This is a genomic window from Burkholderia sp. Bp9099, assembly GCF_003857805.1.
GTDB lineage: Bacteria > Pseudomonadota > Gammaproteobacteria > Burkholderiales > Burkholderiaceae > Burkholderia.
Genome location: NZ_QTPU01000049.1, coordinates 1 through 15,571, shown reverse-complemented (window position 1 = coordinate 15,571; position 15,571 = coordinate 1). Strand labels below are relative to the sequence as shown.

Sequence of the window (15,571 nt, the reverse complement as noted above, 5' to 3'; positions counted from 1 at the left end):
TCGCGACTCCCCGTCGTCGACGACCTACGCTACGGTGCTGATTGAGTGCTTACATGCGATGTGCGTTTGCGTGGCATCATGATGCAGATTGAGCGAACAAGCGGCAAAGGATTGAACCCACTCTGACGCAACGAGGCTCAGAGGTGAGATTTCACGGGAGGGCCGCGCAGTGCATTCGCATTGATATGCAGTGCCTGCAATGCGCAGGAGTTCGTGTGCGGTCGACTGAGCCGGCCGCCACACAAAGGCAAGGTTTGTCTGGCATCCTCCTTTGGCAAAAGCGAGTCAATTGTCCACTCGTGAATCGAAGTCGCGGTGACAAAATCTTACGGATGGGGGCCTCACAGAATACCGTTCAAGGAAATGTCACGCCGCGAGCGGCGTGACCGGATAGCCCCCATCAAGCGGTTGATTTATCCCTGCGCTTTCGCATGCACGAGACTGAGAATCTCGAACAGAATCTGGGCACCCGCGTGTGCGGTGTTAGTTGTCGCGTCATATTGCGGCGCGACCTCGACAACGTCACCACCGACGATGTTGATTCCCGCGAGACCGCGCAGAATCGACTGCGCTTCCCGCACCGTCATCCCACCGACTTCCGGCGTGCCGGTCCCCGGTGCGAACGCGGGATCCAGACTGTCGATGTCGTACGTGACGTAAACCGGCAGGTCACCCACAACTTCGCGGGCCTTGGCAATGACGCCGTCAACCCCGAGCCGATCGATGTCCTCGGCGTGGATGACCGTCATGCCCGACGCGTACGAGAACTCCCAGTGGTATTCGGCGGAACCGCGAATGCCGATCTGCACCGTGCGCTCCGGATCGACCAGCCCTTCCAGTACTGTGTGCCTAAACGGGCCACCGTGGTGGAACTTGCATCCGTCGAACGGACCGCCAGTGTCGCAGTGCGCATCCACGTGCACCAGCCCCACCGGTCCATTTCTGGCGATGGCACGCAGGATCGGCAGCGTAACAGAGTGATCGCCGCCAATGGACACCGGAATCACGCCAGCAGCGATGATGCTGGCAATCGTACGCTCGATATCATCGTGACATGTCGCCAGGTCGAAGCGCGAACGGAAAGGAACATCGCCCACGTCCTCCACACGCATGCTCTTGGTCGGCAGCGACTTCAGCACATGGTTATACGGTCCGATGCGCTCAATGATGCGAAGCGCGCGCGGGCCAAACTTTGCGCCGTTGCGATTGCTGACGCCCAGGTCCATCGGCACGCCGAGCAATGCAACGTCGAGCTCAGTCAGGTCCGGTGTGTCCCAGTCCATCTGGCGATATGGCGTATCCAGGAACGTCGGGATGCCTGCCCACGGAGCATCGCGGGTACCGTGCTCGTCGATGACAGTGGCTGCTACTGCTCGAAAATGCTCGTCATAGATGACGCTCTCGTTGTCTCCACCAAACTTCTCGCGAAGTACCTGCAGCTTCTCTTTATCAAATGCCATGTGTCTTCCTGAACGCTATTGATCTCAATACAAAATGAAACTGGCCCGACACGCGTGAGCGGGCCGAGCCCTCGACTTGCATTACACGGAATGCAGCGACCGCGCCTCCACCTCGCCCGAACGCACACTTTCCTTGTTGGGCAAAAAAACGGCGGCCAGGAACGTTGCACCGGTGATGACCAGGAACATGAGGCCCAGCGGCAGCCATTGCGCGCCGAACGATTTGGCAACCCACAGGCCAATCAGCGGCGTCGTACCACCGAAGACCGCACCGCAGAGCTGGAAGCTCAGGGAAATGCCCGTGTAGCGCATCTCGACCGGAAACACCCGCGGCAGATAGGCCGACAGCACGGCGTAGTATCCGCCGATGAATGCTGTCGCAATCAGAATTGCGATAGAGATGTTGCCGACGTTGCCAGTGCTGACGAGTTGCATCATCGGCAACGCCCACAGCGTCGCGGCGCCCGTGATGAACATCAGAAACTTGCGCTCGCCGATCCGATGAGCAATGTAGGAGCCAATCGGAAAGCTCACGAGCTCGACCACGCCCGTCCAGGCAATGATGTCCAGAATGTCCGGTTTGGAGACTTTCAGATAGGTCGTCGTGAACGTAATCATTAGCGTCGTGACGAAATAGAAGCCAGAGATACCAAGCATGCAGAACGCGATACCCAGGAACAGTGCTTTCTTGTGATTGCGAAACACCAAGCGCACCGGGGCAACATCGCTGATCTTGCCTTCGGCCTTGCGACGCTCAAGCTCAGGGCTCTCATTGACGTTGCGACGAATGATGAATGCAACGATCACCAGAGCGCCGCTGATCAGGAACGGAATGCGCCAACCCCACGATTGGTAATCCGATTGCGGCAATCCCGACACTACTCGGAAGATCAGCGTCGCCAGAATCAGGCCAACCGGGCTTCCATACTGAGGTGCAGAAGCGATGATCGTGCGCCACTTCTCCGGCGCATGCTCGCTGGCGATCAGTACCGCCCCGCCCCACTCACCGCCGACGGCGATGCCCTGTACCAGGCGCAGAAGCACCAGAATGGCGGCGGCACTAATACCAATGGAGTGATAGCTCGGGATCAGCCCAATGAGCGTCGTCGCGGTACCCATCAGCACCAGGGTGATGATTAGACTTCGCTTTCGCCCGATTTTGTCACCCAGGTGACCGAAGATCAGCGCGCCGAACGGCCGTGCGACAAACCCGACAGCGAAGGTTCCTAGTGACGCAAGCGTCCCCATCAATGGATCGCCGGTTGCAAAAAACACATCGCCAAATACAAGGGTGGCGGCGGTGCCGTAACAGTAAAAGTCGTACCACTCGATCATTGTTCCGAAGAATGCAGCAAGTGCCGCTCGGAAGGGTTGATGCTCTGTCTTGTTCATTAACGCCCCTGATTTCTAACCAGTCAGATCAGTTGGTCTGCAACTGGTCTCCTGGGTGCCAGCACTATTGAAAAGTTCACAAGCGTAAGCAACGTGACCATTTCTAGCGTTGACGATAGCAGTGGATGGCTATAACTTATATAGCCACCAAAATACCAGTTTTAAGTCCACTTCCCCATGAAAGAGGTGCTGCTCTCTGACTTGCTGTCGAGTGTGCTTTCGCGCGAATCTGTCCACTCACTACAGCGTCAAATCTACGAAATCGTGCGTCGTGCCGTGCTCGATCACACGCTCGTTCCTGGCCAAAAGATCCCGTCGTCTCGTCAGCTCGCTTTGGAATTAGGCATCTCGCGAATCACCGTTTCGCTCGCCTACGATCGGCTTGTCACTGAGTCGTATCTGACGGCAACAAGTGGTAGCGGTACGTTTGTCGCCCAGACGGGCGCGATGCCCCGAGCGGCTCCCGATCAGGCTGCTCCTGCGAGGCCATGGACCTCGCTATCTCGGCGTGGCGAGAAGTTGGCCAAAGGTCCTGGCGGCATTCCGTACCACGCCGGCGCATTCGTGCCGGGAGTCGCTGACGCAACGATGTTTCCCTTTCATATCTGGAAGCGGCTGCTGACGCGGCATATTGCACGCGCCAATTTGCCGCTATCCGGGTACGCGATGGAGGGGGCTGGCTATCTGCCGTTGCGCGAGGCCATTGCCAACTATCTGGGCATTTCACGATCGGTCGTCTGCGAACCCGGTCAGGTCATCATTACGTCGGGAACGCACCAATCGATTGACCTGTGCGCACGCCTACTGGCAGACGTTGGAGATCGCGCGCTGGTCGAGAACCCTTGCCACTGGGCGTTTCCGTCGGTGCTCACGGCAGCCGGATTGCATGTGGATCCGCTCGTCCTTGACGAGCAAGGCGCCAGCCTGCGCGCCAGCAAGCTATCCAAACGCACCCGACTGGCCGCGGTGAGTCCGTCGCATCAATATCCGACGGGGGTCGTCATGCCTTTGAGCCGGCGCCTGGAACTGCTCGAGCGCGCTCGCAAGTTGGGACTCTGGATTCTGGAGGACGATTACGACAGCGAGTTTCGCTATGACGGTGCGCCGTTGCCTTCCCTGCAGGGGCTCGATACGGATGGCCACGTCATCTACCTGGGAACGTTCAGCAAGGCCACTTTCCCGGGCATGCGCATGAGCTACATGGTCGTGCCGCAGCATCTCGCGCCTAGCTTCTCTGCTGCTTGCGTCGAGATATACCGACCAGGGCAACTTCACACCCAAGCGGCACTTGCAGATCTCATTTCCGAAGGCCATCTGTCGCAACACATTCGCCGCATGCGGGTGGAATATGCGGCACGGCAACGGCTGATGCGCGACGCCATCGAGCAAGAAATTGGCGATACACTGACGCTTTCCAGTGCTAAATCGGGTCTGCACGTATTTGGACGCCTCGGCAAAGAAGTCCAAATTCAGCGTTTGCGAGATGAAGCCACTCGTCTGGGGCTGATTCTCGGCAAACCGCGGCTCGTCTCTGACGCCTCCTCATCTTACCGAAACGCCATCGTGCTCGGTTTCGGCGGCGTGTCGATGGAAGCGATTGGCCCCGGCGTGAAAAAGCTTGCTCAGGCCATCGAAATTGCTTCAAAGCCGCCGCACCGCTAGGTGGGCGGCTTCACCGTGGATCAGCGGCGTGCCAGTACCCGGGCCGCCGCATCGAGCAGAATGTCAGCATCGGCCGGCGTAAAAGCCAGCGGCGGGCGAATCTTCAATACGTTACCATGCAGGCCGGTCGCGCTGATCAGCACTCGCTCCTCGCGCATAGCGTTGACGAACCAGGTCGTTTCTTCGCGCGCCGATGCCTTCGTGGTGCGATCCTTCACCAGCTCGACGCCAATGAACAGGCCATCACCGCGTACATCACCAATGATGTCGTACTGTTGCGCGAGCTCACGGAATCCGGCGCGCAAGCACTCGCCCGCCCTCTCAGCGTTCTCTAGCAACCCCTCGGTTTGAAGTACATCGAGCGTGGCCATCGCGGCCGCACACGACACCGGATTGCCGCCAAAGGTGTTGAAGTATCGGGCTTCCTCGCCAAACACCTTGATCACTTCAGGCTTGGCGACCATTGCAGCGATCGGGTGACCATTGCCCATTGGCTTACCCATCGTGACGATATCTGGCACCACCGAGTGACGCTGGAAACCCCACATGGCAGAGCCCGTGCGACCGAAGCCTGCTTGCACCTCGTCCGCGATGAATACACCGCCGGCCTTGCGAATGACCTCGACCGCTTTCGACAGCATGCCAATGGGGTGGCTGAACACGCCGTCGCTGGAGAAGATCGTGTCCACCAGCAACGCAGCCGGCTTGATGCCGTGACGCTTCAGATCGTCCACTCCTGCCTGAACGCGCTCAGCCAGCGTTGTCGCCAAGTCGTCATTCGGCTCTCGGTAGGCATCGGGCGCCAAGACGGTACGGACGTCGATGCCTAACGGTACGGCGGCGCCAAGTGATGGAGAGACTGCCGAAACAGATGCCGTAACGCCGTGATATGCCAGCTTGGTGACGATGATCCCTGAGCCGCCAGTGTGACGGCGAGCAACGCGCAACGCAAGATCATTTGCCTCACTGCCTGTACAAGTGAACATCACCTGCGACAGCTCGGCCGGAAAGGTTGCCAACAGACGATCTGCATAGTTGAGAATGCCGTCGTGCAGATAGCGGGTATGTGTGTTCAGCGTCGCGGCCTGCTCTGCGATGGCGGCAACCACGCGGGGGTGGGCATGCCCGACCGATGCGACGTTGTTGTACGCGTCCAGATACTCGTTACCGGCCTTGTCGTAGAGGCGTACTCCCTTTCCGCGGACGAACTGCACAGGGCGCTCGTAGAACAGGCGGTACGACGGGCCGAGCACTTTGCAGCGACGCTCGATCATCTTCTTCTCATTGGCGTCCAGGCCCTCGATCTTGCTCGGGTCGAACGCATTGAGCATCGCTTTATCCATAGACATTCTTCCACTCCTCAAGCGTTGCAATGGCACGACGGATCGTGCCGACAGTCTCATTTCTCGAAATCGTCGACATACGCAGCAGTCCATCCCACGACAGAGGGTTGTTGCGCAGGATGTATTCGCGGTTTTCCGGATGCAGCGTTGCACGCCACCCGGTGATCGCTACGGTCGTCAGCAATCGCGTCGCGATCAGGTCCGGCAGCAGGCAGATCTCCTCGTCGGTCAGCGGGTTGGTCGCGTGGTATCCGGCAACGAACTCGGATGCAGTGACCAGCGGATTGCCGGTCGGGGCCAGTTGATAAGCCGCCGCGACGCCCACGTCGAATACCAATGGGCCAATAACGATGTCGCCGAAGTCCAGGATGCCGGTGACCTTGTTGTGGCACGTCGAGTCAACCATGACGTTGTAGGCATTCAAGTCATTGTGAATCACCTGCCGCCGCAGGCTTGCTAGCTGCGGCCTGACCTCGTGCTCGAAGCGATCCATCAGACGCCTCGCGAGCTCACGGTGCGTTTCGTCTTCGATGAACGACAGCAGTCCACGGAGTTGATCGGCCCGCTGTGTGTCCCACAGGAACGTCTTATAAGGCTGCACAATGTCGAAACCCGTCAACGCCATGTCGAACTGAGCCAAGGCGCGGCCGAGCGCAAAGCGTTGGGCGGAACTGCGATCCACCTTGTAGAGCGGCACGCCCGGCAGGAACGTCATGAGCCGGACGGCATGAGTTGCACCGGTTGAATCCTTATGCCAATAGATCGGTTGTCCGTCCTTGGTACGAACGATGTGCGGCACCGGTAGCGCGTTTGTGGCTGCCATCAGGCGCTCCTGCACTTTCGTCTGAAACATCGTGACTTCACGCGCTTCTGCCGGATGGGTCACCTTGAGCAGATAGTCGACGCCGTCGCCAGTTTTCAGTTGGAAATTCTGGTCCCGCTCGCCCGTCAATGGCGTAATCTCACCGGCAACGCCGAATACGTCGAAGGCAAGCGCCTGGACCTGTTCAAGGCTCCATTTTTCAACTCGCGTATTGAGTACTTCATCTGCCAGGAATGCGAGGTTCTCGTTATTCATTGCTGTTTTTCCTCGAGACCACACCAACCTGCGATGAAAAGCGCGAGCGTCTTCGTTACCTGTTTGAGAGACGCCAGATCGACGGATTCATCATAGCCGTGCGGCATGCGGCAACGAGGTCCGTAGACGATGGCCGGTGTGTCGGCATACAGTCCGAAGAACCGTGCATCGGTCGCGGCGGACGTCGCATGTTCGAGCAACGGTTCATGAAATACCGACTCATGCGCGTGGCGCAACACCGCCTCAACCTCTTCGGCGTTTTCCAGTGCATAACCGTCTGCCATGAAGCCGTGATAGATGACGCGCGGCGGGTGATCCCGTAGGAATTCATCCGCTGCCGCGGCCTCCGCGATGAAGGCTTCGATCTCGGCGCGCTTGTCGGCCAAGCCTTGTCCAGGGTAGACGGCCACGCGCATGTCAAAATTGCACCAGGCCGGCACACTGGACGGCCAATCGCCACCGGCGATCTTGCCCAAGTTGAAGCGGATGGGGTGCGGATGGTTGCAAAAGTGCTTGTGGTGCACCTTGCAGTCATTCCAGTGCGTTTCCAGCGTCTTCAGGCATCCGATCAGATACATCGCTTTCTCAATCGCGTTGGCGCCGCCACCGGAGAAAGCCGCCGAAGCGTGCTGTGGATCGCCCTCGACCTGCACCTGGAACCAGATCGGACCGACCTGAGCCCGCAAAAGTTTGGGGTCAAGCGGCTCTGGAATAAAGGCGGCGTCCGCACGATATCCTCGGGCAAGGCAAGCCAATGCGCCGTTACCGGTACACTCTTCCTCCACTACGGATTGCAGGTACACATCCGCTGCCGGTTGCAAGCCGATGCGGCTCAAGGCATCCATGGCAGCGACACAGGCCAGCAACCCAGCCTTCATGTCTCCGGCGCCACGTCCGTACATCCAGCCATTCACGATCTCGGCACCGTACGGGTCTTTTGTCCAGCGGTTCTCCGGCCCCACCGGCACGACGTCGATGTGACCATTCATGATCAGCGAACGCCCCGTGCCCGCGCGGCTCCGATGCGCGCCGACCACATTGATCGCCTCGTCATAGGACACGGCAACCGGCGAGAAGCCCGGCAGCTCGCGAATCTCGTCGACATCGATCGTCCAGGAGTCCACGTCATAGCCACGCTGTCGATAAACGTCCGCCATAAAGGCCTGGGCCCGACACTCTTCACCACGCTGGGACGGGATCTTCACCAGGTTCGCCAGCAACTCCACCTGGGCATCAAAACCGGCATCGACGGCGGCACAAAGGTCTTCCTTCACCTTTTCGGTCAGTTGGGACTCGTTGTCGGTCATGCCGCACCTCCTGCGGCCGTTACGAATACCACACCGGTGACAACGCCAATCACGATGTCCTCTCTATCCAGCACCGGCACTTGCTCGACGTGCGCCTCCAGGTAGGCGCCGACGTGACGCTGGCCGATCTGTTGGTCACATACGTCGCGAAAACGGTCCAGTTCTCCCTTGACGGTGATACCGCGAGCGTCCTTCGCGGACCATGCATGTTCGAGCGGAATGTCACCGCAGAACACAGCCGAGCGTATCATCGCCGGGACGAAGCGGGCGGCCTTCCCGCTAGCCCAGATCGCAACCTCAAACGGAGCTTCGGTCTTGACACCGGCATCGACCAGCGACTGAACGACCTCAAGGCCTGCCATCACCCCGCAGCAGCCATCGAACTTGCCACCTGAAGGCTGAGTATCGATATGGCTGCACGTAATGATTGGCGGTAGGCTGTCGTTCCGGCCAGCCGCCCCCCCGGAGATGTCGCCCATCTGGTCGAGCCTGTCGATCGTGCCGGTATCGCGCATCCAGCCCATCACCAGCGTGCGCCCCTCCTTGTCCAGACCAGACAACGCAAGTCGGCGCGCTTCCTCATTTCCCGCTTCGTCAATTTGCCCGAGGCACATCAGGTGCTCCCGAAAACGGTCTCCAATGGCTTTCAACTGCATGTCCGCTCCGCGTATCTGTACACTCAAAGAGGATCTAATATTATTTTTTTTCCGAATGATCCTGTATAGCCACTTTGATGTTTTTCTTATGGACGGTCATGAACGACAAGGGAATCGTGGAAGCTGCTTGCTTTTTAATGCAGGCAAGTCAGCGGAATTTATGAGTTACCAGCATTAGTTCAGCAGTAGGATATAGCCGAGCGGCTTCATCAGCGGATGATTGCTGTACCAGACGATCCACTCCAGCCCGGTCACTTCGACGTAGTCCCCCGTTGGCAGATTCCACCGGTCGTCGCAACAAAAAATTTTTGAACAGATTTCAGGTAGTCGTCCAGAGCTTCAGCAGTTGTCTTCCAGACGTGCGTATTCTGGGCGCGTCAGCATGCCCTCAGTCAGTATTGGCTTGCCGGACGACGTGCAGAGCGACGCAACGTCCGCGTCGCGCATGCATTGAGCTTATCTATAACGACGACTCGCGGATCGATCGATTTCACCAAATCGCGCCTGACTTCGTCAGCGGAGAACTCCGGCGAATACACCCGAACGGTCTTCCATGCGCGCCCGCTGGCGAGATGACGCAGATGGGCGAAGCCCAATGCGCCGTTCCCGATCAAGGCAAAACCGTCCGATTCGGGCTGCGCAAGGTGTTCGACCGCCAGTGCCGTCGCACCAGCGGTACGTTCAACGGTCAGCAAACCCGAGTCACACCGCATCAGAGGATGCCCAGTCTTTATCGACATGAGCGGTCCACGCGGTAACGATTGGGCCGGAACGGGTCGGCACAGAGGGGGGAGATTCGCGCCAAATGCTTACTCATCAGCCAAGGTACGTAATGAAATCGCCTTCGTTATCAGGAAAAAGCGTCAGCCCCTGCGGCGGCGGCATGGCGCGACCGTTTGCCCGAGAACGAAACATCCGCGCGAGCGCGCCACGCGTATCCAGCGTCTGCAGTACGGCGCAAAACCGCGCCTCATCTACCACGAACGGCAAATTGTTCAATTCAGCACCCAGCGGCTGATTTCGGGACACTCCTCTCCACTCATTATCATAGATTTTCTGTCTACTATAGACATTTTGTTTTATAGAGGCGATACTTAGCCAAGTTGCCCCCATCGGATAAGTCATCTACCTCAGCTCGAGGCGCGAGGTACGCCTGTAGACCGGTATCGGGATACGGCCCCGTTCTCCTTCATCATCGGACCTGGTATGAAAATGAAGCATCTAGTTTGTGCCATCGCTCTTTCCGTGGGAGCGGTTGGACATGTATTCGCAGGCAATAGTGCAATGCTCAGAATTGGCATCGACGCCGCTTACCCTCCGTTCGAAAGCAAAACGGCTGCCGGGCAGCTACAGGGTTTTGATATCGACACCGGCAATGCAGTCAGCGTGAAAATGCAGGTCAAATGCGTCTGGGTGGAAAATGTCTTTGACGGTCTGCTACCGGCTCTGCAAGCCCGGAAGTTTGATCTGGTCAATTCGGCCATGAACATCACCGGCAAGCGGGAGCAAATTGTCGACTTCACTCCCGCAATCTATGTCGTTCCGATGGTCCTCATCGCACGCAAGAACTCTGGACTCCTTCCCACCCATTACGCACTGAGGGGTAAGCGCATTGGCATACTTCAAGGGGCGGTTCAAGATGACGTCGTCCAGCGCAACTGGAAGTCGTACGGCGTCGAGATCGTCGAGTATTCGGACCAAAATCAGGTCTATGCCGACCTAGCCGCAGGCCGCCTTGATGGTTCCGTTCAGGAGTATGACAGCACGGGACGGTTTCCTCGATAAGCCACAGGGGCGCGACTTTGCGATTGTCGGCGCACCGCTCCCGGATCCGGTGACCGTCGGAAAGGGCGTTGGCTGGGCATTCAGAAAGCAAGACGCAGCTTTACGAAACCGCGTTTCCAACGCCTTGGCGCAACTGAAGGCAGATAGGACACTGAGCAAGCTTTCAATTCAATACTTCAACCGCGACCGCATCACCAAGTGAGCGTCACGACGAAGTCTACGCAAGCATCGATTTACCCTGCATGCGGCCGGAGTGTGGCCGCTCAACCCTCACCGAAGGTACAGACATGAAGATCAAGGAATTTGTCGTCGAGCGCTGGATGGATCAATACGAGGACCATGCCACGTATAACCTCGCAGAGACTTGCGTCGAATCTCTGACAGTCGATGAACTGCTCACGATAACTGGCCGTCAAGCATCCGTGCTCGACGAGTTGCGGCCGATGAAACTGACATACGGTGCGATCGAAGGCACGCAACGGCTGCGCGAAGCCATTGCCGCCACTTACTCGCGTCAGTCGCCATCGAACGTGATCGTAACTCACGGCGCGATCGGCGGTAACGCCCTCATCTACGAAACACTGGTCGAACCGAATGATACCGTGATTTCCGTGCTGCCGACCTACCAGCAGCACTATTCGATTCCGGAAAGCTACGGAGCAAACGTGAAGATTCTGAAGCTTCGCGAGGAAAACGCATTCCTGCCAGATCTCAAGGAACTCGAGTCGCTCGTCGATGACAAGACGCGTCTCATCGCGATCAACAACCCGAATAATCCGACCGGCTCGCTGATGGACGAAGCGTTCCTCGGCAAGATCATCGAAATCGCACGCCGCTGCGGTGCGTACTTGCTATGCGACGAAGTCTATCGAGGAACCGATCAGGTCGGCAGCGGCTATAGCCCGTCGATCGCCGATCTTTACGAGCGAGGCATCAGTACGGCGAGCATGTCGAAGACTTACTCACTCGCTGGACTGCGCTTGGGCTGGATCGCCGGTCCAGAGGAGCTAATTCACGCGGTCGCCGTTCATCGCGATTACAACACGATCAGCGTCGGCATGATCGACGACTACTTCGCGACGCTTGCGCTCGAGCATCGAGACGCTATCCTGAAGCGCAATCTCGACATCGTACGTACCAACCTCGCCATTGTAGAAGCGTGGGTCAAACGTGAGCCGCTGGTTTCGTGGATCAAGCCGAAGTCCGGAACGACTGCACTGCTCAAATTCGCAGTCGACATGCCATCCCGTGAATTTTGTACCGAGCTGCTCGACGCAACGGGTGTAATGTTTACGCCAGGCAGTGCGTTCGATATGGAGGGTTATGTGCGGATCGGCTACGCCAATAATCAGACTGTCTTGGAGCAAGGGCTCGCGCGCGTGTCCGACTTCCTGCGCAAGAAAGTTAACTAATTGCCTCTTCGATCGCCAGAACCGACACCACCGTCGCGTGAACCGATCTCCCACGCTGCGGAGCGACGCGAGAATAGCGCCGCTCCGCAGTGGGGCTACTCCGCACGCGTCATGCATCTCCACTCATTTTCTTCAAATGCTTGTAAGCGGTCGCCCACCCCATACCATGCGCATGTATCAGGTTGATGCATTCACCGATCGACTCTTCACAGGAAACCCCGTCGCCGTCCTCGTGGTCGATGACTGGCTTCCGAACGAGATCATGCGGTCGATCGCCGCAGAGAACAATCTAGCTGAAACTGCTTTTGTCAAGGCACGGCTCGATGGGGCGTGGGACTTGCGCTGGTTTGCTCCGGCGCACGAAGTCGACTTTTGTGGACATGCCACTCTTGCAACAGCACACGTATTATTGACCACAATGAAAGAGAGCGCTCCAGTCATCTTTCATACCCGTGTCGGTGAGTTGAAGGTATCAAAAAGTCCGGTAGGATACCGGCTAGACATTCCACGATTCTCACCGGAAATGTTGACTGCGCTTCCAGAGGAAATTGCCGACATTTTCGACGTCCCTCCCGTTCGAATTTTTCGGAATTTCGAGAATTTTTTCGTGGACCTCGGCAGCGCTGATGCTGTTCGCACATTTGTTCCAAATTTACTCGCAATTTCCCGGCTTGGCCCGGTCGGGCTTGTCATTACGGGACGGGAGGCCGAGAATGCAAAGGCTCATTTCGTGTCCCGTTATTTCGCGCCCGGCGCCGGTTTTCCCGAAGATCCTGTGACGGGGTCTATCCACGCAACGCTCGTTCCGTATTGGTCAGCGCAGTTGGGGATCGATAGGCTTTGAGGTTCCCTCGGTATTTCGCCTTCCAACGGTCCCGAGTTATGCCGCGGCGTCCTTGGTCTGCTGAGCTTTGATCCAGTCCCGAAGGAACCGCTCCGGAGAAACAAAGCCGAGCGACGAATGACGACGACTGCGGTTGTAAAACACTTCGATGTATTCGAACAGATCGACCTTCGCGTCCTGATGCGTCCGGTAGCGCGTGGCATGAACCCGTTCGTTCTTCAAGCTGTTAAAGAAGCTTTCCGTCGGGGCGTTGTCCCAACAATTTCCCTTGCGGCTCATCGAGCAGCGCATGCCGTAGGCGGCCAGTTTGCGTTGGAACTCGTGACTCGCGTATTGACTGCCCCGATCCGATTGGCACAGTGCGCCCAGCGCGGGTCGGCGGCGGAACCAAGCCATCGTCAGCGCGTCCGTTACGAGATCCGCCGTCATGCGCGGCTTGATCGACCAGCCAACCACCTCCCGGTTAAACAGGTCGAGCACCACGGCCAGGTACAGCCAACCCTCGTCGGTCCAGATGTACGTGATGTCCGAGCTGAACACCTGACTCGGCTCGGCGGGCGTGAACTCCCGATTCAACAGATTCGGCGCAACCGGCAGCTTGTGCTTCGAATCGGTCGTTGCTCGGTAACGGCGCTTGTGCCGGGCCCGGATGCCGTTCTCACGCATCAGCCGTTCCACGCGCGCCTTGCTGACTGGAAAGCCTCGATCACGGATTTCCTTGGTCATGCGTGGCGAGCCGTATGCGCCCTTGGCCTCGGCGTGCACCTTCCGGATCAGCGTCAGCAATTGCGTGTCCGTCAATCGCGTTCGCCCCGGTCTACCGCCACGCTTCCACGCGCGATAACCGTTCACGCTGACCGACAGCACGTGGCACAACGACGACAGCGGATATTGCCCGACCTGCCGGTCGATCCAGGCATACCTCACAGCAGGTCCTTCGCGAAGTATGCTGCCGCTTTTTTTGCGATCTCAAGCTCCATCTGCAGGCGCTTGTTCTCCGCTCGCAGACGCGACAGTTCCATCTGCTCCGGCGTGACCTGCTTCGCTCCGGCGCCGTTGAGCTTGCCCGACGCTTCACCCTTCACCCAGTTGCGAAGCGTCTGCTCAGAAATGCCCAGCTCGCGGGCCACGACGGCCACTCCCTGGCCATCCTTGACCCGCCGTACGGCTGGAGCAGCCCCCTGAAACGCCGGACACAGTCACCCACTTACAATAACGGGTAGACATAAGACTGTGTTGTTGACTAACACCAGGCAGGAAGTGATGGAAGTGTTGACGGGCCCGGAGCGCCGGCGGCGCTGGACGGCGGAGCAAAAGCTGGCGATGGTTCGCGAGAGTTTCGAACCAGGGAAGTCGGTTTCGATGGTCGCGCGGCAGCACGGCGTGAACCCGAACCAGCTGTTCCACTGGCGCAAGCTGTACCAGGATGGGAGCCTGTCAGCGGTCAAGGCTGGCGAGGAAGTGGTTCCGGCCTCAGAGCTGGCCGACGCGCTCAAGCAGATTCGTGAGCTGCAGCGGATGCTTGGCAAGAAAACTATGGAGAACGAGATTCTCCGCGAAGCAGTCGAGTATGGCCGAGCAAAAAAATGGATAGCGCACTCGCCCTCGCTGCCGGAGGACGACCAGTGAAACTGGTTTGTGAAGTTCTCGGCGTGTCGCGCTCGAACGTTTCGGCACGACTGTCGCGTCCGGCCACATGGCGAGATGGGCGGCAATCCAGGCAGACCGACGATGCGGTGGTGGTCGAAGAAATCCGCCGGGTTGTCGCCGATTTGCCCAGCTATGGCTATCGCCGCGTCTGGGGCACGTTGCGTAATGAACGCGTTGCCGCCGGACAGGTGCCGTTCAATGCGAAGCGCATCTATCGCGTCATGCGCACGCATGGTCTGCTGATGCAACGTCGTCCGACTCCGCCTCGGCAGCAACGCCGGCACGATGGCAAGGTGGCCGTGGCGTGCAGCAACCAGCGTTGGTGTTCGGACGGCTTCGAGTTCCGCTGCGACAACGGCGAACCGCTGCGCGTGACGTTCGCGCTGGACTGCTGCGACCGGGAAGCCATGAGCTGGGCGGCCACGACGGCAGGCCACAGTGGTGACATCGTGCGCGACGTGATGCTGGCTGCAGTGGAAAATCGGTTTGGCAACGAGCTGCATACACCGTCCGAAATCGAGTGGCTGAGCGACAACGGTTCGGGCTATACGGCCGACGATACACGCCGGTTTGCAGCGGCCATCGGCCTGAAGCCATTGACCACGCCGGTGTGCAGCCCCCAAAGTAACGGGATGGCCGAGAGCTTCGTGAAGACAATGAAGCGCGACTACGTTGCCTTCATGCCGAAGCCGGACGCAGCGACTGCTGCACGCAACTTGGCCATCGCGTTCGAGCATTACAACGAGAAGCATCCCCATAGCGCGCTGAAGTACCGCTCGCCTCGCGAGTTCCGGCGCTCAATGGATTCTGCAACCTTAGTGTGACGCTGTGTCCGGGATTACAGGGTCAACTCCAACGGCGGCCAACTTGAACTCTGCCGTGTACGACTGTTTCGGTACCTTGAACTGGACCGGCCAGCCTTTCGTAGACATCTTCGAGCCATAATTTACGGCAACCGAGGAGGTCAGTATGAGCGGCAAGC

The 15,571-nt window shown here is 58.4% G+C and carries 13 protein-coding genes and 1 pseudogene; 5 read left to right on the top strand and 9 right to left on the bottom strand.

The genetic code is table 11. From position 1 onward, the window contains the following. Positions 1–413 precede the first annotated feature (413 nt). Positions 414–1,460 carry an agmatinase gene (gene speB / locus DIE17_RS34915; RefSeq protein ID WP_124489804.1) on the bottom strand — a complete coding sequence of 349 codons (1,047 nt, stop codon included), beginning with the start codon at positions 1,458–1,460 and terminating at the stop codon, positions 414–416. A gap of 81 nt (positions 1,461–1,541) precedes the next feature. Further along, entirely contained in the window at positions 1,542–2,852 is a 1,311-nt protein-coding gene (locus DIE17_RS34910; protein WP_124489803.1) for an MFS transporter, read from the bottom strand. Between the two features lie 177 nt (positions 2,853–3,029). On the opposite strand from DIE17_RS34910, the gene DIE17_RS34905 reads away from it, so the two are divergent. After that, complete coding sequence (locus DIE17_RS34905; protein ID WP_124489802.1) at positions 3,030–4,514, top strand: PLP-dependent aminotransferase family protein; 1,485 nt, start codon at positions 3,030–3,032, stop codon at positions 4,512–4,514. Positions 4,515–4,534: 20 nt separating this feature from the next. Here DIE17_RS34905 and DIE17_RS34900 read toward each other — a convergent pair whose 3' ends face one another. The 6 genes from DIE17_RS34900 to DIE17_RS34875 form a co-directional block, all read right to left on the bottom strand. Beyond that, complete coding sequence (locus tag DIE17_RS34900) at positions 4,535–5,863, bottom strand: aspartate aminotransferase family protein (RefSeq protein WP_124489801.1); 1,329 nt, start codon at positions 5,861–5,863, stop codon at positions 4,535–4,537. After that, positions 5,850–6,935, bottom strand: coding sequence for a phosphotransferase (locus tag DIE17_RS34895; RefSeq protein WP_124489800.1), 1,086 nt, complete (start codon positions 6,933–6,935; stop codon positions 5,850–5,852). The genes DIE17_RS34900 and DIE17_RS34895 overlap by 14 nt, the downstream gene beginning before the upstream one ends. Continuing rightward, positions 6,932–8,242, bottom strand: coding sequence for an ArgE/DapE family deacylase (locus DIE17_RS34890; RefSeq protein WP_124489799.1), 1,311 nt, complete (start codon positions 8,240–8,242; stop codon positions 6,932–6,934). The genes DIE17_RS34895 and DIE17_RS34890 overlap by 4 nt, the downstream gene beginning before the upstream one ends. Then, a complete protein-coding gene (locus DIE17_RS34885; protein WP_124489798.1) occupies positions 8,239–8,898 on the bottom strand; it encodes a M20/M25/M40 family metallo-hydrolase in 660 nt (219 codons plus the stop codon). Before DIE17_RS34885 ends, DIE17_RS34890 begins: the two co-directional genes overlap by 4 nt. A 392-nt stretch (positions 8,899–9,290) precedes the next feature. Then, complete coding sequence (locus tag DIE17_RS34880) at positions 9,291–9,638, bottom strand: hypothetical protein (RefSeq protein ID WP_124489797.1); 348 nt, start codon at positions 9,636–9,638, stop codon at positions 9,291–9,293. A gap of 76 nt (positions 9,639–9,714) precedes the next feature. Continuing rightward, positions 9,715–10,023 carry a hypothetical protein gene (locus DIE17_RS34875; RefSeq protein ID WP_124489796.1) on the bottom strand — a complete coding sequence of 103 codons (309 nt, stop codon included), beginning with the start codon at positions 10,021–10,023 and terminating at the stop codon, positions 9,715–9,717. Between the two features lie 81 nt (positions 10,024–10,104). Here DIE17_RS34875 and DIE17_RS34870 point away from each other — a divergent pair. The 3 genes and pseudogenes from DIE17_RS34870 to DIE17_RS34860 all read left to right on the top strand — a co-directional run bounded on the left by DIE17_RS34870 (position 10,105) and on the right by DIE17_RS34860 (position 12,939). Next, positions 10,105–10,885: pseudogene (locus DIE17_RS34870) on the top strand (transporter substrate-binding domain-containing protein). An 85-nt stretch (positions 10,886–10,970) separates the two neighbouring features. Next, positions 10,971–12,095: an aminotransferase gene (locus DIE17_RS34865; protein ID WP_124489795.1), complete on the top strand. Its 1,125-nt coding sequence runs from the start codon at positions 10,971–10,973 to the stop codon at positions 12,093–12,095. Positions 12,096–12,267: 172 nt separating this feature from the next. Next, complete coding sequence (locus DIE17_RS34860) at positions 12,268–12,939, top strand: PhzF family phenazine biosynthesis protein (RefSeq protein ID WP_221622482.1); 672 nt, start codon at positions 12,268–12,270, stop codon at positions 12,937–12,939. Between the two features lie 36 nt (positions 12,940–12,975). On the opposite strand, the gene DIE17_RS34855 is transcribed toward DIE17_RS34860, so the two are convergent. Further along, positions 12,976–14,138 (bottom strand): IS3 family transposase gene (locus DIE17_RS34855; RefSeq protein WP_409364597.1). Its coding sequence is split into 2 segments (ribosomal slippage): positions 12,976–13,895 and positions 13,895–14,138, totalling 1,164 coding nucleotides; the frame shifts between segments, so codons are not numbered across the junction. A gap of 64 nt (positions 14,139–14,202) precedes the next feature. On the opposite strand from DIE17_RS34855, the gene DIE17_RS34850 reads away from it, so the two are divergent. Next, positions 14,203–15,413 (top strand): IS3 family transposase gene (locus DIE17_RS34850; protein WP_124489792.1). Its coding sequence is split into 2 segments (ribosomal slippage): positions 14,203–14,518 and positions 14,518–15,413, totalling 1,212 coding nucleotides; the frame shifts between segments, so codons are not numbered across the junction. Positions 15,414–15,571 lie beyond the last annotated feature (158 nt).